General features: G+C 65.2%; 20 protein-coding genes and 2 pseudogenes. 8 read left to right on the top strand and 14 right to left on the bottom strand.

Going from position 1 to position 20,669, the window contains the following annotated elements; translation table 11 throughout:
- The first annotated feature begins 41 nt into the window (after positions 1-41).
- On the top strand, positions 42-1,580 hold the full coding sequence (gene dacB / locus CFE42_RS11235) for a D-alanyl-D-alanine carboxypeptidase/D-alanyl-D-alanine-endopeptidase (RefSeq protein WP_004636103.1): 1,539 nt from the start codon (positions 42-44) through the stop codon (positions 1,578-1,580).
- Positions 1,577-2,104 (top strand): molybdopterin-guanine dinucleotide biosynthesis protein B, encoded by a 528-nt coding sequence (gene mobB / locus CFE42_RS11230; RefSeq protein ID WP_004636105.1) that lies wholly within the window; start codon positions 1,577-1,579, stop codon positions 2,102-2,104. The genes dacB and mobB overlap by 4 nt, the downstream gene beginning before the upstream one ends.
- A gap of 272 nt (positions 2,105-2,376) precedes the next feature.
- Here the strand turns inward: mobB and CFE42_RS11225 are convergent, their stop codons facing one another.
- The 11 genes from CFE42_RS11225 to CFE42_RS11175 all read right to left on the bottom strand — a co-directional run bounded on the left by CFE42_RS11225 (position 2,377) and on the right by CFE42_RS11175 (position 13,418).
- Positions 2,377-3,420 carry an SGNH/GDSL hydrolase family protein gene (locus tag CFE42_RS11225; RefSeq protein ID WP_004636107.1) on the bottom strand — a complete coding sequence of 348 codons (1,044 nt, stop codon included), beginning with the start codon at positions 3,418-3,420 and terminating at the stop codon, positions 2,377-2,379.
- Positions 3,421-3,565: 145 nt separating this feature from the next.
- On the bottom strand, positions 3,566-4,579 hold the full coding sequence (locus tag CFE42_RS11220; RefSeq protein WP_004636109.1) for an L-threonylcarbamoyladenylate synthase: 1,014 nt from the start codon (positions 4,577-4,579) through the stop codon (positions 3,566-3,568).
- A 13-nt stretch (positions 4,580-4,592) separates the two neighbouring features.
- Positions 4,593-5,828: a 5-(carboxyamino)imidazole ribonucleotide synthase gene (locus CFE42_RS11215; protein ID WP_004636112.1), complete on the bottom strand. Its 1,236-nt coding sequence runs from the start codon at positions 5,826-5,828 to the stop codon at positions 4,593-4,595.
- A 19-nt stretch (positions 5,829-5,847) separates the two neighbouring features.
- On the bottom strand, positions 5,848-6,357 hold the full coding sequence (gene purE, locus CFE42_RS11210) for a 5-(carboxyamino)imidazole ribonucleotide mutase (RefSeq protein WP_004636114.1): 510 nt from the start codon (positions 6,355-6,357) through the stop codon (positions 5,848-5,850).
- 15 nt (positions 6,358-6,372) lie between these two features.
- Complete coding sequence (locus CFE42_RS11205; RefSeq protein WP_004636116.1) at positions 6,373-7,296, bottom strand: phosphoribosylaminoimidazolesuccinocarboxamide synthase; 924 nt, start codon at positions 7,294-7,296, stop codon at positions 6,373-6,375.
- Positions 7,297-7,432: 136 nt separating this feature from the next.
- Entirely contained in the window at positions 7,433-8,497 is a 1,065-nt protein-coding gene (gene fba / locus CFE42_RS11200) for a class II fructose-bisphosphate aldolase (RefSeq protein WP_004636117.1), read from the bottom strand.
- Between the two features lie 87 nt (positions 8,498-8,584).
- The gene (pyk, locus tag CFE42_RS11195; RefSeq protein ID WP_004636120.1) at positions 8,585-10,024 is read right to left on the bottom strand and encodes a pyruvate kinase; all 1,440 of its coding nucleotides are present in this window, start codon (positions 10,022-10,024) and stop codon (positions 8,585-8,587) included.
- A 49-nt stretch (positions 10,025-10,073) separates the two neighbouring features.
- Positions 10,074-11,285, bottom strand: a complete 1,212-nt coding sequence (locus CFE42_RS11190; protein ID WP_004636123.1) for a phosphoglycerate kinase — start codon at positions 11,283-11,285, stop codon at positions 10,074-10,076.
- Positions 11,286-11,404: 119 nt separating this feature from the next.
- On the bottom strand, positions 11,405-12,301 hold the full coding sequence (gene rarD / locus CFE42_RS11185) for an EamA family transporter RarD (RefSeq protein ID WP_004636125.1): 897 nt from the start codon (positions 12,299-12,301) through the stop codon (positions 11,405-11,407).
- Positions 12,302-12,303: 2 nt separating this feature from the next.
- Complete coding sequence (locus CFE42_RS11180) at positions 12,304-12,627, bottom strand: AzlD domain-containing protein (protein ID WP_004636127.1); 324 nt, start codon at positions 12,625-12,627, stop codon at positions 12,304-12,306.
- Positions 12,624-13,418, bottom strand: coding sequence for an AzlC family ABC transporter permease (locus tag CFE42_RS11175; RefSeq protein WP_004636129.1), 795 nt, complete (start codon positions 13,416-13,418; stop codon positions 12,624-12,626). Before CFE42_RS11175 ends, CFE42_RS11180 begins: the two co-directional genes overlap by 4 nt.
- Before the next feature lie 327 nt (positions 13,419-13,745).
- On the opposite strand from CFE42_RS11175, the gene CFE42_RS11170 reads away from it, so the two are divergent.
- From CFE42_RS11170 to CFE42_RS11150, 5 genes are read left to right on the top strand one after another with little or no spacing between them, the layout of a single operon-like run.
- A complete protein-coding gene (locus tag CFE42_RS11170) occupies positions 13,746-13,943 on the top strand; it encodes a zinc-finger domain-containing protein (protein ID WP_004636130.1) in 198 nt (65 codons plus the stop codon).
- Between the two features lie 49 nt (positions 13,944-13,992).
- Positions 13,993-15,018 (top strand): lipopolysaccharide heptosyltransferase II, encoded by a 1,026-nt coding sequence (waaF, locus tag CFE42_RS11165; protein WP_004636133.1) that lies wholly within the window; start codon positions 13,993-13,995, stop codon positions 15,016-15,018.
- A 25-nt stretch (positions 15,019-15,043) separates the two neighbouring features.
- Positions 15,044-15,484, top strand: coding sequence for a nuclear transport factor 2 family protein (locus tag CFE42_RS11160; protein ID WP_009239042.1), 441 nt, complete (start codon positions 15,044-15,046; stop codon positions 15,482-15,484).
- 34 nt (positions 15,485-15,518) lie between these two features.
- On the top strand, positions 15,519-16,595 hold the full coding sequence (locus tag CFE42_RS11155; protein ID WP_004636136.1) for an alpha/beta fold hydrolase: 1,077 nt from the start codon (positions 15,519-15,521) through the stop codon (positions 16,593-16,595).
- The gene (locus tag CFE42_RS11150) at positions 16,588-17,169 is read left to right on the top strand and encodes a DUF2946 family protein (RefSeq protein ID WP_004636138.1); all 582 of its coding nucleotides are present in this window, start codon (positions 16,588-16,590) and stop codon (positions 17,167-17,169) included. The genes CFE42_RS11155 and CFE42_RS11150 overlap by 8 nt, the downstream gene beginning before the upstream one ends.
- A gap of 20 nt (positions 17,170-17,189) precedes the next feature.
- Here CFE42_RS11150 and CFE42_RS11145 read toward each other — a convergent pair whose 3' ends face one another.
- Positions 17,190-18,893, bottom strand: coding sequence for a M48 family metalloprotease (locus CFE42_RS11145; protein WP_004636140.1), 1,704 nt, complete (start codon positions 18,891-18,893; stop codon positions 17,190-17,192).
- 106 nt (positions 18,894-18,999) lie between these two features.
- Here CFE42_RS11145 and moaC point away from each other — a divergent pair, with 106 nt between their 5' ends.
- Positions 19,000-19,476, top strand: coding sequence for a cyclic pyranopterin monophosphate synthase MoaC (gene moaC / locus CFE42_RS11140; RefSeq protein WP_004636142.1), 477 nt, complete (start codon positions 19,000-19,002; stop codon positions 19,474-19,476).
- A gap of 42 nt (positions 19,477-19,518) precedes the next feature.
- On the opposite strand, the pseudogene CFE42_RS11135 reads toward moaC, so the two are convergent.
- Together CFE42_RS11135 and CFE42_RS11130 are read right to left on the bottom strand one after the other, a co-directional pair.
- A pseudogene (locus CFE42_RS11135) lies at positions 19,519-20,537 on the bottom strand (IS256 family transposase); the annotation flags it as partial.
- Between the two features lie 36 nt (positions 20,538-20,573).
- Positions 20,574-20,669: pseudogene (locus CFE42_RS11130) on the bottom strand (integrase core domain-containing protein); the annotation flags it as partial.

Genomic DNA, 20,669 nt, shown 5'->3' with positions numbered 1-20,669 from the left:
CACTTGGCGCATGTGTGCGCGCCCCACTCTGCCCCCCGCCGATGGCCCGAATTCGTCCGACCCGTTTGCTGACCCTGTCGCGCAGCGCGCTTGCCTGCGCCGTGCTCTTGACCATTGCGGCCTCGCCGCTGGCGCACGCCAAGAAAGCCAAGGCCCAGGCGGCACCGCGCACTAACGCCGCGCAGACACGCCAGGCTGCGCATAACCCCGCCGGGTTGCCCGCCAACGTGGCGCTGGCTTTTGCGCGCGCGCGTATCCCGCTGGACGCGGTGAGCGTGTTCGTGATCCGCACCGGCACCGCCACGCCCATCCTGCAATGGAATGCCGACGCCGGAATGAACCCAGCGTCGACCATGAAGCTGCTGACCACCTTTGCGGGGCTGGACCTGCTTGGCCCGGATTTTCGCTGGAAGACCACGGCCTACGCCGACAGCGCTCCGGTCAACGGCACGCTCAACGGCAACCTGTACCTGCGTGGCCAGGGCGATCCGAAGCTGATTCCCGAAGAGCTCGTCAAGCTGGTGACCGACGTGCGCCGCGCCGGCGTGGATGAACTGGCGGGCAACATCGTGCTGGATCGCACCTACTTCGAGGGCGATCTGTCGGAAGCACCGCCGCTGGACGGCGACAGCGCGCGTGCCTACAACGTCGCGCCCGACGCGCTGCTGTATTCATTCAAGACGCTCACGTTCACGCTCTCGCCGGATGCCGGCAACGGCGCGGTCAACATCGATGTATCACCGCCGCTGGCGCAGTTGCAGATCGATAACCAGTTGCGCACCACGCGCGGCGGCTGCGGCGACTGGAAGACGACCTCCGGCGCCAACATCTCCACGCAGACCGACGGCCACGTCATAGCCAGCTTCGACGGCCGCTATGCCGCCGCGTGCGGCGAACGCGTCTTCAATGTCGCCGCGCTCACGCATGCCGACTTCATCTGGGGTGGCTTCCTGGCGCTATGGCAGCAGGCCGGTGGCACGACGCGTTTCACGCCGGGCTTGCGCGAAGGCAAGGTACCGCGTCAGGCCGTTCTGCTGGCCACGCACTACGGCCCGCCGCTGTCGGAAGTCGTGCACGACATCGACAAATATTCGAACAACGTGATGGCGCGCCAGCTCTTCCTCACCATCGGCGCGGAAATCGGGCGCAAGCCCGCATCGGTGCGGCAATCGACCGAGGTCATCAACCGCTGGCTCGCCAAACAGAACCTCACGATGGCGGAGCTGGTGCTGGAGAACGGTTCGGGCCTGTCACGCACCGAGCGCATCAGCGCACGCAACATGGGGCGCCTGCTGCAGCAGGCCGACGCCAACCCGAACGGCGGCGTGCTGCGCGATGCGCTACCCGTTGTCGGCGTGGACGGCACCATGCGCAATCGCCTGACACGGGCCGGGGTGGCCGGCAATGCCGAGATCAAGACCGGCACACTCAACGGCGTGCGCGCCATCGCCGGGTATGTGGAAGGCGAAGACGGCCAGCGCTTCGTGGTGGTCAGCATGATCAACCACCCGAACGCCAGCGGCGGCCAAGCCGCGCACGATGCACTGCTGCAATGGATCTACCAGGGCGCGCCGCGATGAGTTCACGCAAGTCACTGCTGGGCATCACCGGCACGTCGGGCAGCGGCAAGACCACGCTCGTCGAGCAACTCATCGCCCGTTTCGTGCACGACGGGCGCCGCGTGGCGGCCATCAAGCACACGCATCACGGCTTTGATCTCGATTCGCCCGGCAAGGATTCGCACCGCATGCGCGAAGCCGGCAGTGCCGAAGTCGTGCTCGTAGGCGGTGAACGACTTGTGCTGATGCGCGAATACGCCAACGCGCTGGAGCCCGAACTCGACGACGTGCTGGCGCTGCTCTCGCCCGCCACCGACCTCGTTATCGTTGAAGGCTACAAGCGCAGCACGTTTCCGAAGATTGAAGTCTTCCGCCCTTCGCTCGGCCGCCAGCCGCTTTGGCCGGAGATCGGCGGCGTAGTGGCGGTGGCCACCGATTCGCCTGCCGCCGTGCAACCACCCGAAGGCGTGGCCGTGCTGGATCTGAACGACGTCGATGCGGTGTACCGGTTTGCCGTACAGCAACTGGCCAAGTCGGCCATATGAAGCACTCTTAACATGTGGGCAAGGCGGATTGGCTATGATGGGGTGATCCAGTTTTTCGCCAGCCCCCTCCCAACAACATGCTGTCCCGTCTATCGGCCGCGCCGCTTGGCGCGGTTTTTTTGCGCCTCGCCATCGTGCCGCAGAGCGATGTGGTCAAGGCCACGCCAGCGCACTTGGCGTGACCTTGCCAGCGGCCGACGCCAAATAGAAACCATCGCCGCAAACAAGAACGCCCGCTTCGCGCGGGCGTTATTTTGCTCAGTGGTGCTTGGTCAGTGCGTTACACCGTCGGCCAGCAGGCGTTGCAGCACGTTGCTGGAGATCAGGCGATGGCCACCTGTGGTGGGGTGCACGCCGTCGGCGAACAGGTACGCCGTGTCTGCACCTGCAGTCACCAACGTGTTGGCGGAGCAGAACAGCGAGCTGCCGCCAGCACCCGGCACGAGTGCGTTGATCTTGGTCGCATCGCAAGCCGGCACGCTGGTATTGCTGAAACCGAACATCGCACCGTTCTGAATCACGGCCGTCAATTGCGAATTGAAGTCGATCACGCGAGCACCGGTACCGGCAAGCCCGGCCTGCAGCGTGGTGTTGAACGTGCCCACCAGCGCATGCAGCAGCGCCTGACCTGCCGCACCGCCCGCCACGCCTTGCGGCGTCAGGCTGCTGTCGGGCAGGTTGAACACGTAAAGCTGCGTTGCGTTCTTGCTGACCATGTCCTTGACGTAACCGACCAGATCAGTCGCCGCCTGCTGAACTTGAGCGGTGGCGATGGCAGGCGTCACACCCGAATTGGGGGTCGCCACGGCGGCGGCCCAATAGAAGATGTCGTTGTTGCCGCCAAAGACGAACACCACGTCGTTGTTGCCGTTGAACGTGTTGTTGCTGGCCGCGTAGAAGTTGGCGAGTTGCTGCTTGACCGGATACGTGAGCGCCCCGGCGCCACCGTTGTGGCCGATACCGTTCGGGTCGGTCACGCGCGAACCGCCTTGCGCGTAGTCGAAGCAACCAGGTTTTGGGCAGTTCTGCACCGAGTTGGCATAACCCATGACGGCCGGCGTAAGGGCCACACCGAGTTGCGCCGCCACCGTTTCCGCCCAGACCGGGCCAGGGTTGGTAGTGAACTTGCCGCCGCCCACGGCAGCCGCTGCCGGCGTGTAGGTGCCGGCATCGCTCAGGCTGTCGCCGAACACCACCATGCGCTGCACTTTGGCGACGTTGGGATTGCCGCTCTGATCGCTTTCGCCGCCGCAAGCGGCCAGGCTCAAGGCCAGGGTCGCCGATGCGACGACGCCCATCCATTGACGGAACTTCATGATGTCTGTCTCCCGTGTGGAATTTTTATGGTCTGTGGTGCCGCGGTGCGTAACCTCGCCGTGCGTGTTTGAAGCACGCGGAACGACACAACGCCCAAGTGTAGCGAGGTTGCCGGGCACACGGCGAACGCGCGGCCCGTAAGAATTAGAGGTCCGTCTCGAACGCGGCGGCCGCGCGACGCAGGCGGTCGTTGACAGCCGCCCAGGCGGGCGTATCGGCTAGGGTTTCCACCCAGATGGCGTCGTAACCGCCGCGATCGAGCTCACGCAATAGCGCGTAGAGCGCGTTGGCATAAGCGGCGGGCGTGGCGGGGGCGACGCGCTGGTCGCAGCCATCACGCAGTGCCACGGGGGCACCGAGCCACACGATGCGTTTGTCCGCAGGCAGTGCAGCCAGGCGTGCAGACACATCGGCGGCCGACAGCAGATACAACGGCGTGCGCGGCGCGTAATGCGCCTTTAACGTGCCCGAAGCGCGCGGCGCAGCGGCATCGGGAGCCGCCGGCAGTTCGCCGGTCACGCGCTCGATGTCCTCAGGCGTGATAGCGCCCGGGCGCAGCAGCACGGGGCCAATGCCCTGATCCAGCCGCGAGAGATCGATGATGGTCGATTCGATGCCCACGTCCACGCCGTCACCTTCGAGCACGAAGACGGCATCACCGAATTCGTCCCGCACGTGCTGCGCGGTGGTCGGACTGACCTGGCCGAACTTGTTGGCCGACGGCGCCGCAATGCCGCCGCGTCCGCGCTTGAAGCGCGAGAGCAACGCTTGCGCCACAGGGTGCGACGGGCAACGCAGCCCGATGCTGTCCTGCCCGCCTGCCACGGCGGCCGGAATGTGCGGCGCACGTTTCAGGATCAGCGTAAGCGGTCCCGGCCAGAAGGCTTCGATGAGTTGCAGTGCGATGCCGGGCACATCGTCGGCCCAATAGGAAATATCGGCGCCATCCACCACGTGCACGATGACGGGGTGATTGGAGGGCCGGCCCTTGGCCGCATAGATCTTGGCGATGGCCGACGGGCTTTCGGCATCGGCGCCGAGGCCGTACACGGTCTCGGTCGGAAAGGCGACCAGCTCGCCTGCCTCCAGCCTGCGCGCGGCCTCATCGAGGCGCTCAGCGGAAGGCATGGTGTAGGGCGATGTGGTCCGATGCGGCATGGGCGGCTCGTCTTTAGTCGGACTGCAGGCCGAGCACGTGCGCGGCGTGGCGGAACGCCTCGTCCACCACTTCTGGCGAGGTGCCGACGCAGTTCACGTGGCCCATCTTGCGGCCCGGCCGCGCATCGGCCTTGCCATACAGGTGGACCTTCGCACCGCTGTGGCCCATCACTTCGTGCCACGCGGGCGTACGTTCCAGGCCGTATTCAAACCACACGTCGCCCAGCACATTCAGCATGCGCCCCGGCGAGTGCTGCCGCGTGCTGCCTAGCGGCAGGCGGGCCATGGCGCGCACCTGTTGCTCGAACTGGCTCGTCTCGCACACATCCATGGTGATATGACCGGAGTTGTGCGGGCGCGGCGCCATTTCGTTGGCGACCAGCGAGCCGTCCTGCAGCACGAAGAACTCGATGCACAGCACGCCGACGTAGCCCATCTCTTCGGCGATCATCGCGGCAGCGGCGCGTGTGCGCGTGGCAATGTCGTCCGACACGCTGCGCGACGGCATGATCGTTGAGAACAGGATGCCGTCACGGTGCACGTTCTCGGCCAGCGGCCAGGTGGCCGTGCTGCCATCGGCACCGCGCGCGGCCAATACAGACACTTCGTAAGCCAGCGGCAGCATCTTCTCGAGCACGCACGGCACGTGCTGCATGGCGCCCCAGGCGGCGCGCAGTTCTTCAACCGTCGAGACACGCGCCTGGCCCTTGCCGTCGTACCCCATGCGGGCAATCTTCAGGATGCCGGGCAGCAGGTCGGCGGGCAGTTGTTCGATATCGGCTTCATGCTCGATCACCCAGCTCGGTGCGGGGTGGATGCCCGTGCGTGCGGCGCACAGCGCGAAGAATTTCTTCTCGGCGATGCGGTTCTGCGCGATCGACACACAATTGGCACGCGGCGCCACGAACGCGCCGAGTTGCTCCAGACGATCGAGCGCCTGCGCCGGCACGTTCTCGAACTCGGTCGTGACGGCCGGGCACAGCGCGGCCATCTCGGCCAGCGCGGCTTCATCGGTGTAGCCCGCGCACAGGTGACGCTCGGCGATGGTGCCGGCGGGGCTGTTCGGGTCCGGATCAAGCACACAGACCTTGTAGCCCATGGCCTGCGCGGCGTGCGTGAACATGCGGCCGAGCTGGCCGCCGCCGAGCATGCCAAGCCAGGCATCGGGCAGGATCGCGTTGGGAACGTTCAGCGCGCGGGATTCCGCGGTGTGGGCTTGCGCCAGGCGCGGGTTCAGGTCGTCGGCCATGAATCGGGTCGTAGGTTACTTAGGCGCCGTGCACAGGGAGCGTCATGCCGCGTGCGACTTCGGTCTGCTGGGCGCGGAAAGCTTCGAGCTTGTCGGCAAGGGCCGAGTCGGTGGTGGCGATGGTGGCAATGGCAGCCAGCGCTGCGTTGGCGGCACCGGCTTCACCAATGGCGAACGTCGACACCGGAATGCCCTTGGGCATCTGCACGATGGAAAGCAGCGAGTCTTCGCCGCGCAGGTACTTGGACGGCACCGGCACGCCGAACACCGGCACGATCGTCTTGGCGGCGATCATGCCCGGCAGATGCGCCGCCCCGCCCGCGCCGGCGATGATGGCGCGCAAACCACGGCTGCGTGCGGCTTCGGCGTACCGAAACATGTCGTCCGGCATGCGGTGCGCCGAGACAACCTGCGCCTCGAAGGGAATGCCGAACTGCGTGAGCGTATCGACGGCGTGGCGCATCACTTCCCAGTCGGAGCTGGAGCCCATCACCACGCCAACGAGCGGAGCAGATTGCTGTGCGGTCATTGTCATCGCTCCGGTTTATCGCAGGGACTCGCCGGTCAGGCGGGTCAGCGCCTCGCGGTATTTGTCAGCGGTCTTTTCGATCACGTCGGCAGGCAGTTGCGGCGCCGGCGCGGTCTTCGGCCACGGCTTGCCATCGATGCGCACGGCTTCGAGCCAGTCGCGCACGAACTGCTTGTCGAACGACGGCGGGTTCGTACCGACCTGGTACGAATCGGCCGGCCAGAAGCGCGACGAGTCTGCGGTGAGCGCCTCGTCCATCAGCGTAAGCGTGCCGTTTTCGTCCAGGCCAAACTCGAACTTGGTGTCGGCAATGATGATGCCGCGCGTGGCGGCAAAGTCCGAGGCTTCCTTGTACAGGCGGATGCTCACGTCGCGGATCTGCGCGGCGAGGTCCGGGCCGATGCGGCGCTCGACTTCATCGAACGAGATGTTCTCGTCGTGCTCGCCCATCTCGGCCTTGGCGGCGGGGGTGAAGATCGGCTCGGGCAGCTTCTGCGCGTTCTGCAGGCCGGGGGCCAGATGCACACCGCACACGGCGCCGGTGGCCTGGTAATCCTTCCAGCCGCTGCCGGCCAAGTAACCGCGCACCACGGCTTCCACCAGGATCGGCTTCAGACGCTTGACCACAATGGCGCGGCCGCGCACCTGGTCGACTTCGTTCGGGGCCACCACGGTTTCCGGCGCGATGCCCGTCTCGTGTGTCGGCACGATGTGGCGCAGCTTGTTGAACCAGAAATCCGACATCTGCGCGAGCACACGGCCCTTGTCCGGAATCGGCTGGCCAAGAATCACGTCAAACGCCGAGAGGCGGTCGGTGGTGACCATCAGCAGCTTGTCGTCGCCGACAGCGTAGTTCTCGCGCACCTTGCCACGGCCGAGCAACGGCAGGCTGGTGATCGACGATTCGTAAAGGGCGGAGGATGCAGGGGTGGCGGACACGGCGGAACCCGGGAGGAGATAAGAAAACGTGGAAGGCCAGCATTATACGTGGCCCATGGGTGGCCCATAAGATGGCCCATGCAATGCAAAACGGCTGGCGCAGTGCCAGCCGTTTGCTAAATGTGACGCAAAATGCTTATTGCACCACTTGCGCCAGATCGCCGCTTTGGTACTTCTGCGCCATCACTGACAGGCCGATCGGCTTGATCTTGCCCGCCTGACCTTCGCAGCCGAACTGGATATAGCGCGCCTTGCAGATTTGCTTGGCGGCTTCGCGCGCCGGCTTAAGCCATTCGCGGGCGTCGAACTTGTCCGGGTTTTCGGCCAGGAACTTGCGCACCGCGCCCGTCATGGCCAGCCGGATGTCGGTATCGATGTTGATCTTGCGCACGCCGTACTTGATGGCTTCCTGGATTTCCTCGACGGGCACGCCGTAGGTTTCCTTCATCTTGCCGCCGTACTGGTTGATGATGGCCAGCAGTTCTTGCGGCACGCTCGACGAGCCATGCATCACCAAGTGGGTGTTCGGGATGCGTGCATGGATTTCCTTCACGCGGCTGATCGCCAGGATGTCGCCGGTAGGCTTGCGCGTGAACTTGTAGGCGCCGTGGCTGGTGCCGATGGCGATCGCCAGCGCGTCCAGTTGGGTAGCCTTGACGAACTGGGCAGCCTCTTCCGGGTCGGTCAGCAGGGATGAGTGGTCGAGCTTGCCTTCCGCGCCGTGGCCATCTTCCTCGCCGGCCATACCGGTCTCCAGCGAGCCCAGGCAGCCGAGTTCGCCTTCAACGGTCACACCAACCTTGTGCGCCATCTCGACCACGCGGCGGGTGACGTCGACGTTGTAGTCGAAATCAGCCGGCGTCTTGCCATCTTCGCGCAACGAGCCGTCCATCATGACCGAGCCGAAGCCCAGGTCGATGGCGCCCTGGCAGATCGCGGGGCTTTGGCCGTGATCCTGGTGCATGACCAGCGGGATCTCCGGATAAGCCTCGACAGCAGCCTGGATCAGGTGCTTGATGAACGATTCGCCGGCGTATTTGCGGGCGCCTGCGCTGGCCTGCAGGATGACCGGTGCGCCGGCTTCCTTGGCAGCTTCCATCACAGCCTGGACTTGCTCCAGGTTGTTCACGTTGAATGCCGGCAGGCCGTAGCCGTTTTCAGCGGCGTGGTCCAGCAGTTGGCGCATCGAGACGAGTGGCATGGTTTTCTCCTATGGATCGATCTGTATTCGGTCTCAGGAACGCGTGGACGTCTGATAGACGTAGCAAACGGCGTTCCGTCGTGGGCGTCAGTGCATGCCGACGCGAACAATCTTGAGCGTGTTGGTGCCGCCGGCCTGGCCCATTGGCTCGCCGACGGTCAGGACGATGAAGTCGCCACGCTGCACGACGCCGCGCGCGACCAGCAGTTCTTCGGCTTGGTGCAGGGCTTCGTCGCGGTCGGCGCTGTTGGCCAGCGGCAGCGACTGCACGTTGCGGTACAGGGCCATCTTGCGCTGCGACGCCACGTTGGGCGTCATCGCATAAATGGGGATGTTGATGCCGTGGCGGCTCATCCAGAGCGCCGTAGCGCCGGAATCGGTGAGCGCGGCAATCGCCTTGACCTGCAGGTGGTGCGCCGTGAACAGCGCGCCCATGGCAATCGACTGATCGATGCGGCTGAAGGTCTGGTCGAGGAAATCTGCATCGAGATGCACGGTTTGCGACTTCTCGGCTTCGACGCAGATGGCGGCCATGGCTTCGATGGTCTCGACGGGGTAGCGGCCGGCGGCGGTTTCCGCCGACAGCATCACGGCATCGGTACCGTCGAGCACGGCGTTGGCGACGTCCGACACCTCGGCGCGCGTCGGCACCGGATTGACGATCATCGATTCCATCATCTGCGTGGCGGTGATGGCCAGCTTATTGTTTTCGCGGGCCAGCTTGATCATGCGCTTCTGCAGCGCCGGCACGGCTGCGTTGCCCACTTCCACGGCCAGGTCGCCACGCGCGACCATGATGCCGTCGGACGCAGCCAGGATCTCTTCGAGCACGCCCGGGCGGATGGCCTCGGCACGCTCGATCTTGGCGATCATGCGGGTCTTGTGGTTATGCGGCGCACCGGCCACGGCAGCCAGTTGGCGGGCCATCTCCATGTCGGTCGCGTTCTTGGGGAAGCTGACCGCGACGTAATCGGCGCCCAGCGCCATCGCGGTCTTGATGTCTTCCATGTCCTTGGCGGTCAGCGCCGGCGCCGACAAGCCGCCGCCCTGGCGGTTGATGCCCTTGTTGTTGGACAGATCGCCGCCGATCTTGACGATGGTCTCGATCTCTTCACCCACCACGCGCTCGACTTGCAGCACGATCAGCCCATCGTTGAGCAGCAGCAGATCGCCCGGGCCAACGTCGCGCGGCAGTTCCTTGTAGTCGAGGCCGACGCGCTCCTGGTTGCCCAGCTCGCAGCGGGCGTCGAGCGTGAAGCGATCGCCCGGCTCAAGCGTGATCTTGCCGTTCTCGAACTTGCCAACGCGGATCTTCGGACCCTGCAGGTCGGCCATGATGGCCACCTCGCGGCCCACCGAGCGCGCCACTTCGCGCACGAGCTTTGCACGATCGATGTGATCCTGCGCCGCGCCGTGCGAGAAGTTCAGCCGCACCACGTCGACCCCCGCGGCGATCATGCGGGTCAGGACTTCCTGCGTGCTGGACGCGGGGCCGAGCGTTGCGACGATCTTGGTAGCGCGGGTCATGGGCGGCGGTGTCTCGTTGTTGTGGTGGGGATGTTGGCGGCGCTGGCGGTCAGGCCCCAGCGGCCTGATTCTGCGCGCGTTGCTCCAGGATTTCGACAGCCGGCAGTGTCTTGCCTTCCAGGAATTCGAGGAACGCACCGCCGCCGGTGGAGATATAGCCCACCTTGTCGGCGATGTTGTACTTGGCGATGGCAGCCAGTGTGTCGCCGCCGCCCGCAATCGAGAAACCCGACGAGGCAGCAATCGCCTCGGCCAGCACCTTGGTGCCATTGCCGAACTGGTCGAATTCGAACACGCCGACCGGGCCGTTCCAGACGATGGTGCCGGCGGTCTTCAGTTGTTCGGCCAGTTGCGCAGCCGTCTTCGGGCCGATGTCGAGGATCATGTCGTCGTCGGCCACATCGGCCACGTCCTTGACGGTGGCGGCCGCGGTGGCACTGAATTCCTTGGCGCACACCACGTCAACGGGAATGGGCACCGACGCCCCGCGCGCAGCCAGCATGTCGATGATGGCCTTGGCGTCGCCCACGAGGTCGGCTTCCGCCAGCGATTTGCCGATCTTCAGGCCGGCAGCCAGCATGAACGTGTTGGCAATGCCGCCACCGACGATCAGGTTGTCCACCTTGTCGGCCAGCGACTTGAGGATGGTCAGCTTGGTCGACACCTTCGAGCCGGCCACGATGGCGACCAGCGGACGTGCCGGCTGACCCAGTGCCTTGCCCAGCGCATCCAGTTCGGCGGCCAGCAGCGGACCGGCGCAGGCGACCGGTGCAAATTTGGCGATACCGTGGGTGGTGGCTTCCGCGCGGTGGGCAGTGCCGAAGGCGTCGTTGACGTAGACGTCGCACAGCTTGGCCATTTTCTGGGCCAACTCGTCGCTGTTCTTCTTCTCGCCCTTGTTCACGCGGCAGTTTTCCAGCAGGACGACCTGGCCGGGTGCGACCTCCACGCCGTCAACCCAGTTCTGGACGAGTTTGACGTCACGGCCAAGCAGTTCGGACAGACGCTTGGCAACCGGCGCCAGCGAATCTTCCGGCTTGAATTCGCCCTCGGTCGGACGGCCCAGGTGTGAGGTCACCATGACGGCGGCACCGGCGTCCAGCGCGGCTTTGACGGCCGGCACGGAAGCGCGGATGCGCGTGTCTTCGGTGATGTTGCCAGCATCGTCTTGCGGCACGTTGAGGTCGGCGCGGATGAACACGCGCTTACCGGCAAGCTTTCCTTCGGAGATGAGATCGGACAGACGCAGGACGTGAGGCATGGCAGCTTCGGAAGAAATCGCGGAAAACGACGATTTTACCCGATGCGCCTGGTCAAAACGTGCGTTTCTCGGCGGAGTCCTCCGGCCTCGGCCGTCTTGCCGAGGCCGATTGGCGGGGACTACGCCGGCAGCGGCGTGCGGCGGCGCAGTTGCATCCAGCTTTCGGCCGAATACACGGCCAGACCTGCCCAGATCAGCACATAGCCCGCCACCTTGGGCCCCGCAAACGGCTCGTTGTAGAGCCATACGCCCAGCAGCAGTTGCAGCGTTGGGCTCACGTATTGCAGCAAACCCAGCAGCGACAGCGGAATCCGCCGCGCGCCGGCGCCAAACAGCAGCAGCGGCAGCGCCGTCAGCGGGCCGGCCAGCGCCAGCAGCCACTGCGTGCCCGGCGACGCGGCCAGGAAGGCGTTCTGATGCTGCGAAGCCAGCCAGCCGAGATAGGCCAGCGCCAGCGGGAACAGCAGCAACGTCTCCAGCGTCAGCCCTTCCAGCGCGCCCAGCGGCGAGGTCTTGCGCAGCAGGCCGTAGAACCCGAACGAGAACGCCAGCGCCAGGGCAATCCACGGCAGCGTGCCGGCCTGCCAGGTCAGCCACGACACGCCGGCTGCCGCCAGCGCCACCGACACCCACTGCACCGGCCGCAGCCGCTCGCCCAGCACCAGCGCGGCGAGCATCACTACCACCAGCGGGTTGATGAAATAGCCCAGGCTGGCTTCGAGCACATGGTCGTGGTTGACGGCCCAGATGTAGGTCAGCCAGTTCGCAGCCAACAGACTGGTGCTGACCGCGTAGCGCCCCACCACACGCGGTTGCGTGCGCAGCGCCCACAACCACGCCCCGTGCCGCTTCGCGAGCAGGATCACCACCATCACCGCCAATGACCAGATCACCCGGTGCGAGAGAATCTCGACCGGCGACACCGCCTTGAGCAGCTTGAAGTACAGCGGAAACAAGCCCCACATCGTGTAGGCCAGAAACGCGAAGATCACGCCGTTGCGATTGGAAGCCGACATGTTCATCCCCAGAGACGCAGCACGGTAAAAACGCCCATGCCGACGAAGATCATGCCGAGCATGCGCCGCGTGGCAACGTAGAACGCGGTGGCAGCAATTCCGGCCATCAGGCGCGGGTTGGTCCAGCTCGCGTCGAAGTGCCCGTGATTCCAGAGCAGGTCGGGCAGGACGATGGCGACGAGCGCGGCAGCCGGCGCAAAGCGCAGCGCGTGCTGCACGCGGGTGGGCAGGGTCATGCGGTTGCCCACGATCAGGAACAACGAGCGTGTGACGATTGTCACGACCGTCATGCCGGCAATGACCAGCCAGATTTCGAGCGCGCTCATGCATCGTCCTCGTCAATTGCGACGTGCGCGGCCCGTCGGCGCTGCCACTGCAGACGCGCGGCGACTTCGTCCGCGGCCAAGCCGGCGGCCATCGCACCCGTGACGGCAATTACGAGGCTCAATCGATACGGCAGCTTGAAGGCAACCAGCGCCAGCACCGCCGCCACAGCCACCGCCATGAGCGTGGCACGGCTACGAATGGTCGACACCATGACAGGAATCAGCGCAAGCGTCCCGGCCAGCGCCAAGCCCCACGCATCGGGAAACAGGCTCGCCGCGACGATGCCCAGGATGGACGACACCTGCCAGCCAACGAAGCTCAGCAGGACCATGCCCCAGTAATAGCCCTCTTTGCCCGCCTGCGGCGCGGCCGAGGGGTACTGCTGGGTGAACAGCACGAACGGCAGATCGCCGTTGAACACGCCCAGGACCACGCGCCGCATGAACGGCAAATGCCCGAAATGCTGCATCAGCCCGGCGCTGAAGATGATGAAGCGAACGTTGACGATGAACGCCGTCAGCAGCGCCGTCCAGATCGGCAAGCCCGCTGCCAGCAGCGGTAGCACCGCCAGCTGCGACGACCCCGCATACACGAAGATCGTCATGCCGATGGCCTGCGGGATGGTCAGTACCGATTTGCTCATCGCCACGCCAGTCACCAGCCCCCAGGCCAGCACCGGCGGCATCGACGGCATATAGGCGCGTACGCCTGCAAAGAAGCCCGCACGTTCAGCCGGATCGATGGCCTCCCAGCGGCGCTGCAACGCTGCCGCCCAGCGGACTAGCGCCATGGCGCCCCCAAAAGTGGCGAAAAAGACTTTTTTTGATGAGCCGGGCAGGGGCAGCCGGCAGCGCGGGCGCGCAGGAACGTCGGGGGCGACATGGGTGGCTCGTAGGAAACGCACGATTATACTTTTGATGTTAAGCATCCGCTTAACGACAAAGCGCGTGCGCCACGTCTAATGAGGGATTCATGCCGGGCACCACGCACTGCAACAATCGGCGTTGGCGCGCCTGCGCCCACCCCTTACAATTTCGCTTTTGTCGGTTTTTGAACCTGCGGCCCATATCAGGGCGTGGCTGACCTGCTCAGACCGCGCCGGCACTCCTCACTCACCATGACCACGCAAACCGCACCCACGATCGAAATCGGCGCAGACGACCTGCCGCTGCATTGCCCGACCGCCAAAACGCCGGCCTGGAACTACCACCCCCGCGTGTTCCTTGACATCGCCGACACCGGCGAAGCCAAGTGCCCGTACTGCGGCACCGTCTACAAGCTGGCCCCCGGCGTTGAACTGAAGGGCCACCATTGAGCCCGATTCACCTGCAGTACACCGGACGCCGCGCCCGCCAGGCGATTCGATGATGCGCAAGATCCTCGTCGTCGCCCCCAACTGGATCGGTGATGCGCTGATGGCGCAGCCGCTGTTTGCGCAGCTCAAGGCGCGGCACCCGCGCGCGCAGATCCACGCCATTGCCCCGAAATGGGTCGCGCCCGTGCTCGCGCGCATGCCGGAAATCGCGCGCGTACTGCCCACCGAACTTGCCCACGGCAAGCTGCAGCTCGGCAGCCGCACGATGTTCGCGCAGCAGCTCAAGGGCGAAACCTTCGACGCAGCCTATGTGCTGCCGAACTCGTTCAAGAGCGCGCTGATCCCGTGGCTGGCCGGCATTCCGCTGCGTATCGGCTACAAGGGCGAGTCGCGGCTGGGCGTGCTGAACGTGCGCTACCCGAATCCGCCCAAGAATGCGCGTCCGCCGATGGTGCAGCACTACGCGGCGCTGGCTTTCAAGCCCCATGCCAAGCTGCCCGACACGCTGCCCGACCCGAAGCTGGACGTTGATGTGCAGCGCGTGGCAGCCACGTCCGCCAAGTTCGGCATTCCTGGCAACGCGCGGCTGATTGCCTTCTGCCCCGGCGCGGAATACGGCCCAGCAAAGCGCTGGCCGGCCGAGCACTTCGCAGAGCTGGCGCAGATGCTGCGCCGCTCGTTCCCGTACGCGCAGATCGTCGCGCTCGGTTCGGGCAAGGACCGCGAGATGGCCAACGCCATCGTCGAGCGCGCGCCGTTCGTGCGCAACCTGTGCGGCGAGACCTCGCTGGATGAAGCGATCGAACTGCTCGCCCGCGCCGAAGCCGCCATCTGCAACGACTCTGGCCTGATGCACGTGACGGCTGCCCTGGGGCGCCCGCAGGTGGCCGTATTCGGCTCCAGCGACCCCCGCCACACGCCTCCGCTGTCGCCTGCTGCGAGTATCATGTGGCTCCATCTGGAGTGCAGTCCGTGCTTTGCACGCGAATGCCCGCTGGGCCACTTGCGCTGCCTGCGCGACATCGGCCCCGAGATGGTGTTTCATGAATTGCGCCGGCTGCTGCAGCCGCAGTAGTACGCTGTCCTTAACGTTCACCGCCATGCCACGATTTGCCCGCCTGTTCGAAGCCGCCGAGGACATCCTCGAAGCCTATCGCGATGCGCTCAAGCGCCGCGATGCCGATGGCGCGCTCAAGCTGTGGCTCGACGAGGATTCGGTGAGCTTCATCCTGCCCGACGGCCAGCGCCTGCACGGCCACGAGCAACTGCGCGGCTGCCTAGATGCGCTGGTCGAGAAGAATCCGGTCTGGATCGAATGCCTCTCGCAACAGGTGCATTCGTCGCTGGGTGTGTCGATTTTCGAAGCCACGGAAGCGCTGCGCTTTTCGGCCACCGCCACCGAGGCCGATCTGTACGTGCATACGACCTACGTGCTGATGCAGAACCACGAAGGCTGGCGCATCGCCCACGTCCATTCCAGCCAGGCCGCTGAAGAACGCGTGGCCGCCTCCATCGCCAGCGTTACGCACTCTCTGCACTAAGCTGCCGTGCTGGGCGTGGCAGCCGTCTCGATCGATGACCCACCCGTCTCGCCACGCCACTCCCTTTGAACTGAATCTGGGCGCCCTGCTCGCAGGGCCGTTCGAGCCGCACGCGTTCCGTTCGCCGTGGTGGTTGATCGGCGGCAATGCACAGACGATCGTGCCAGCGCGCCTATGGCGCTTTCCGCGCATTGCGTATCGGCGCGAACGCTGGGACACGCCCGACCACGACTTCATCGACCTCGACTGGACCACGCACGAGACCGACGCGCACGCACCGCTCGTCGTCATGTTTCATGGCTTGGAGGGCGATTCGCGCAGCCATTACGCGCGGCTGCTGATGGACGCGCTGCGCGCGCGCCGCTGGCAAGGCGTCATTCCGCACTTTCGCGGGTGTTCGGGCGAGATGAACCTCGCGCCGCGCATGTACCACTGCGGCGATGGCGCCGAGATCGCGTGGATCCTCGAACGCCTTTACCGGACGGTTTGCCAGCCGCAGAGCCGCAAGCTGCTGGTTGTCGGCATCTCGCTGGGCGGCAACGCGCTGCTGCGCTACCTGGGCGAGCACGGCACCGATGCCCGCTACGTGAGCGCCGCGGCGACGGTCTCCGCGCCACTGGACATGGGGGCCGGCGGCGCAGCGTTGTCCAAGGGCTTCAACATGGTCTACACGCGCATGTTCCTGCGCACGCTCAAAGACAAGGCCAACGCCAAGCTCGACCAGCATCCCGGCCTGTACGACCGCGCCGCCATGATGGCCACGCGCACGCTGGGGCAATTCGACAACCTCGTCACCGCGCCGCTGCACGGTTTTCGTGACGTGCTCGACTACTGGACGCGCGCCTCGTCCAAACCCGTGCTTCGCGAGGTTCGCGTGCCGGTGCTGGTGCTGAACGCGCGCAACGATCCGTTCCTGCCCGGACAGCATCTGCCCGGCATGGCCGACGTGTCCCCCGACATCACGCTGGACCAACCGTTGCACGGCGGCCATGTCGGCTTCCTGCTGCGTCATGGCAAGACGGGCCGCGTCGATTGGATGCCCGCACGGGTCCTGCGCTTTTTCGATGATGTACTGGGCCACCAAGCCAACGCGGAGGACGCTCATGGATGACATCGTCCGCCAAGCCATGGCCAAGTGGCCGAACGTGCCGAATTGCTTTGGCTGGCTGGCGCTGGATCGGCGCGGCCAATGGCGCATGCGCAACGAATATGCGCAGGCCAACAAACTCTCCGGCGAGCCGATCCGCCACACCGCGCTCATCGATTTCATCGTGCGCAACTACGCGCATGACGATACGGGGCGCTGGTTCTTTCAAAACGGGCCGCAGCGGGTGTTTGTCGAACTCGATTACACGCCGTGGGTGGCGCGGTTGTCAGCCGACTGCGCGCCGGCGGCATTCACGACGACCACCGGCGCTGCGTTCTCGCCGAGCGGCTGCTTTGTCGACGAACACGGCAGCGTGCTGCTCTCGGGCCGCGTTGGCGGATGTGAGGCGGAAGAGACCATTGCCGTGCTGCACGATCATGACCTGGAGCCGTTCTCGTCGTTGGCCCAATGGCACGTAGACGCCTGCGGAGCCGCGCTGGGAACGCTGACGCTGGGCGATCAGGCGTTCGACATCGAGCCGATTGCGCGCGCAGAAGTCGCAAAGCGCTATGGCTTCGTGGCGCGGCCAGCGGAATAGCGCCGATCGGCCCACCGGCCCTACTTCGGCAGCGCCTTGTCTTCCGCCTTCTCTTCCCGGTATTGCCGCTCCATCTGGTGCAAGCGCGCATCGACTTCGGACAGCGTGTAGAAATCCGCATCCCCCGCATCGCGGGCGAGCTTGAGCTGCTCCACTGCTGATCCCCACGCCCCATCCCGCGCGTATTTCTCTGCCAGCGCGCGATGCTGCTCAACGCGCCTGCCCTTGTCGGCGTAGGCCCTGGCGAGCATGTCCCACCAGATCGGCTGGGCAGTGTCTTCGCGGGTCTTGTCTTTCAGGTACGGAATCGCGTCATCGGTCCGGCCGGCAGATAGCAGCGTTTGCGCATAAGTGATGCCCACCGCGCGCGACAGCGGATACGCAGCCAGCGCCGCGCGTGCCAACGTCAGCGCCTCGGGCGCACGGTTACGCGCGCGTGCCAGTTCGATGGCCGTGACGTCCAGCTCGACGCTGCCGGACGTGATGCCGGGAATGTTGCCGTACAGGCGTCGCGCCTCCTGCAGCGCCTCTTCAGCATCGTCCAGCCGTCCCGCCATCTGATTGGCAACCGCCACGCCGTACCACAGCGCCGCGCGCTTCTCGACCGGCGCATCCGGCGTTGACGACAATTGCGAGCGCATCGCATTGCGCACATCAATGTACGCGCTCGTCGACGTTTCCTGCAGCACGCGCGCACGCACCTTCGCAAAACCAAATTCCGGGCGACGCGGTTGGCGCGGATGTGGCAGGCCACGCGCGCGGTCTTCCATGTCGGCGATGCGCTCGCCGGTCAGCGGGTGGGTGCGCGCATAGCCGGGAATCACGCCCGTATCGGCAATGTTCGTGACGCGCTGCAGGCGACGGAAGAAGTCCGGCATGCCGTCCGGGTTGTAGCCTGCGCCGGTGAGCAGCGTGAAACCGACGCGGTCGGCCTCGCGTTCCGCGCCGCGCGAGAACGCGAGCTGGTTCGACACCGCCGCCGCCTGCCCGCCCATCGCCAGCGCCTGCGCGGCGTCACCGCTCTTGGTGGCCGCAAGACCGGCCAGCAGAATCGACGCCAGCGCAATCCACATCGACTCACCGGATTTATCAATGCCGCGCGCAATATGCCGCTGCAGCACGTGCCCGATTTCGTGGCCGAGCACCGAAGCCAACTCCGATTCGCTCTCGGTCGCGACCAACGTACCCGTGTTCACGCCGATGTAGCCGCCCGGCAACGCAAACGCATTGATGCCGGGATCACGCACGGCAAACAGTTCAAAGCTCGACGCCGACGTGCTGCCCGCCACGTGCTGACGGCGCGCCGCTTCGATCAGCTTGTAGCCGATGGTATTGAGGTAATCGGTGATCAGCGGGTCGGGCACAAAGTCCGGATCGCGGCGGATCTGGCGCATCACGCGATCGCCCAGACGCCGCTCCATCTCGGGGGACAGCGACGCCGTCGACGGATCGCCCATATCGGGCAACTCGTACGTCGGCGCGTCGATGACGGTCGGCTCCTTCGGCAAATACGGCGACTGCCGGCCGATCTGCACGCTGCGATTCAGGTTGCTCTGCACCTGATCAGCTGCCGCGGCAGAACCCAACCCCGGGTTAACCGAGGCCGCCGGCGCGGACGCCGCCACCTGCGCCAGCACAGGCAACGGCAGGGGCGCCAGCCACGTCGACAACAACACAGCGGCCGTCAGCTTGCGGACGCGCGGCCGAAAAAAGGAAAGCGTCATACGGAAAGCACGGAGAGCGGAATCAGCGCGGCCACATCGCCGCAAGCCGGGTGCTTGCTATCATAAAACGCTTCGTACCCTGCATCCGCAAAACGCGTTGTCACTCATGTCGCAACTCACCCACTTCGATTCCGCCGGACAAGCCCATATGGTCGACGTCGGCGACAAGGCCGTCACGCACCGCGTGGCCGTAGCCACCGGCACGATCCGCATGCTGCCCGAGACGTTTGCGCTGGTGCGCGATGGCAACGCCAAGAAAGGCGATGTGCTGGGGATTGCGCGCGTTGCTGCGATTCAAGGCTCAAAGCGGACGTCGGATTTGATTCCGTTGTGCCATCCGCTGGCGTTGACGAAGGTGGCGGTGGAGTTTGAACTGAATGAGGCTGGGCACAGCGTCCGCTGCACTGTTCGCGCGGAGACGCGTGGGCAGACCGGCGTGGAAATGGAAGCGCTGACTGCGGTCCAGGTGGGGCTGCTGACGATCTACGACATGTGTAAGGCTGTGGATCGGGGGATGGTGATTGGGGATGTGCGGCTATTGGAAAAGCATGGGGGGAAGTCGGGGGATTGGGTGGCGGTTTAACCGGGGGTGTCAGGATTTCAGTGTTCAAGGCGAGGTTGAGATTCACACGGACGGTCGAACGAATCGATCCGCGTAGAGGATAGCGAATTGGTTCATGGCCTGTTTCCAGTCGTGAGCGGCACGGCTCCAACCGGCCGTGATGTTGCGCAGTGCCAGCCAGATGAGCTTCGTCGCAACCTCATCGGTTGGGAAGTGGCCTCGGGTCTTGATGATCTTGCGTGGTTGCGCGTTGATGTTCTCAATGGCGTTCGTCGTGTAGATCACCTTGCGTACGGCCGGTGGAAACGCAAAGAACGGAATCACGCGGTCACAGGCGTTGCGCCAAGCGGCACTGACCGTCGGGTATCGCTGCCCCCACGGGCCGTCGGCAAACGCCTCGAGCTCCGCCTGCGCGGCCTCTTCGCTCGGTGCGGTGTAGATCGGTCGAATCGCTGCAGCCAACTCACGACGGTCCTTCCAGCTCGCGTAATCCAGGCTGTTGCGGATCAGGTGGACGATGCAGGTCTGCAGCGTGGTCGCGGGGAACACGGCCGCCAGCGCCTCGGGCATGCCCTTGAGGCCATCTGTCACGGCGATCAGGAGTCACCCACCCCGCGCGTCTTGAGGTCGTTGAACACCTTCATCCAGAACTTGGCGCCTTGGGTGTTCTCGGTCCACAGGCCCAGAATGTCACGCGTGCCGTCGGGCAGCACGCCCAGCGCCAGATAGACGGCCTTGTTGCGCACCACGGCGTCCTCCCGGATCTTGACCCGTAGCGCGTCGAAGAACACGACCGGATACATGGGATCGAGTGGTCGGGCCTGCCAGGCGGTGACTTCGGCCATCACCTCATCTGTGACCGAGCTGATGAACTCGGGCGAGACGTCCGTCGCATATTGCTCCAGCAGGAAGACCTGGATCTCGCGCACGGTCATGCCCCGGGCATACATGGCAACGATCTTGTGGTCGAAGCCCTTGAAGCGTCGCTCGTGTTTGGGAATGAGCAGCGGCTCGAAGCTGCCATTGCGGTCGCGCGGCACTTCGATGCGGATCGGACCGTCTTCGGTCAGCACCGTCTTGGCTCCCGTGTAATGACCCAGTGAAACCTGCACAGGTTAGGCGGCTAAAGCGAATGCCTCAGCCGGGGTCTTCATCTTCAGCGCTTGGTGGGGCCGTCGGTGGTTGTAGAACTGAATCCAGTCGGCGATCGCACG

This window comes from Ralstonia sp. PBBBR1 (assembly GCF_002256165.1).
GTDB classification, from domain to species: Bacteria; Pseudomonadota; Gammaproteobacteria; order Burkholderiales; family Burkholderiaceae; genus Ralstonia; species Ralstonia thomasii.
This window is presented reverse-complemented; position numbering and strand designations above follow the sequence as displayed.

What these genes read in the sequence shown, in the direction of transcription:
- dacB (WP_004636103.1), top strand. Translation starts at nt 42, where the DNA reads ATGGCCCGAATTCGTCCGACCCGTTTGCTGACCCTGTCGCGCAGCGCG.
- mobB (WP_004636105.1), top strand. Translation starts at nt 1,577, where the DNA reads ATGAGTTCACGCAAGTCACTGCTGGGCATCACCGGCACGTCGGGCAGC.
- CFE42_RS11225 (WP_004636107.1), bottom strand. Translation starts at nt 3,420, where the DNA reads ATGAAGTTCCGTCAATGGATGGGCGTCGTCGCATCGGCGACCCTGGCC.
- CFE42_RS11220 (WP_004636109.1), bottom strand. Translation starts at nt 4,579, where the DNA reads ATGCCGCATCGGACCACATCGCCCTACACCATGCCTTCCGCTGAGCGC.
- CFE42_RS11215 (WP_004636112.1), bottom strand. Translation starts at nt 5,828, where the DNA reads ATGGCCGACGACCTGAACCCGCGCCTGGCGCAAGCCCACACCGCGGAA.
- purE (WP_004636114.1), bottom strand. Translation starts at nt 6,357, where the DNA reads ATGACCGCACAGCAATCTGCTCCGCTCGTTGGCGTGGTGATGGGCTCC.
- fba (WP_004636117.1), bottom strand. Translation starts at nt 8,497, where the DNA reads ATGCCACTCGTCTCGATGCGCCAACTGCTGGACCACGCCGCTGAAAAC.
- pyk (WP_004636120.1), bottom strand. Translation starts at nt 10,024, where the DNA reads ATGACCCGCGCTACCAAGATCGTCGCAACGCTCGGCCCCGCGTCCAGC.
- CFE42_RS11190 (WP_004636123.1), bottom strand. Translation starts at nt 11,285, where the DNA reads ATGCCTCACGTCCTGCGTCTGTCCGATCTCATCTCCGAAGGAAAGCTT.
- rarD (WP_004636125.1), bottom strand. Translation starts at nt 12,301, where the DNA reads ATGTCGGCTTCCAATCGCAACGGCGTGATCTTCGCGTTTCTGGCCTAC.
- CFE42_RS11180 (WP_004636127.1), bottom strand. Translation starts at nt 12,627, where the DNA reads ATGAGCGCGCTCGAAATCTGGCTGGTCATTGCCGGCATGACGGTCGTG.
- CFE42_RS11175 (WP_004636129.1), bottom strand. Translation starts at nt 13,418, where the DNA reads ATGGCGCTAGTCCGCTGGGCGGCAGCGTTGCAGCGCCGCTGGGAGGCC.
- CFE42_RS11170 (WP_004636130.1), top strand. Translation starts at nt 13,746, where the DNA reads ATGACCACGCAAACCGCACCCACGATCGAAATCGGCGCAGACGACCTG.
- waaF (WP_004636133.1), top strand. Translation starts at nt 13,993, where the DNA reads ATGATGCGCAAGATCCTCGTCGTCGCCCCCAACTGGATCGGTGATGCG.
- CFE42_RS11160 (WP_009239042.1), top strand. Translation starts at nt 15,044, where the DNA reads ATGCCACGATTTGCCCGCCTGTTCGAAGCCGCCGAGGACATCCTCGAA.
- CFE42_RS11155 (WP_004636136.1), top strand. Translation starts at nt 15,519, where the DNA reads ATGACCCACCCGTCTCGCCACGCCACTCCCTTTGAACTGAATCTGGGC.
- CFE42_RS11150 (WP_004636138.1), top strand. Translation starts at nt 16,588, where the DNA reads ATGGATGACATCGTCCGCCAAGCCATGGCCAAGTGGCCGAACGTGCCG.
- CFE42_RS11145 (WP_004636140.1), bottom strand. Translation starts at nt 18,893, where the DNA reads ATGACGCTTTCCTTTTTTCGGCCGCGCGTCCGCAAGCTGACGGCCGCT.
- moaC (WP_004636142.1), top strand. Translation starts at nt 19,000, where the DNA reads ATGTCGCAACTCACCCACTTCGATTCCGCCGGACAAGCCCATATGGTC.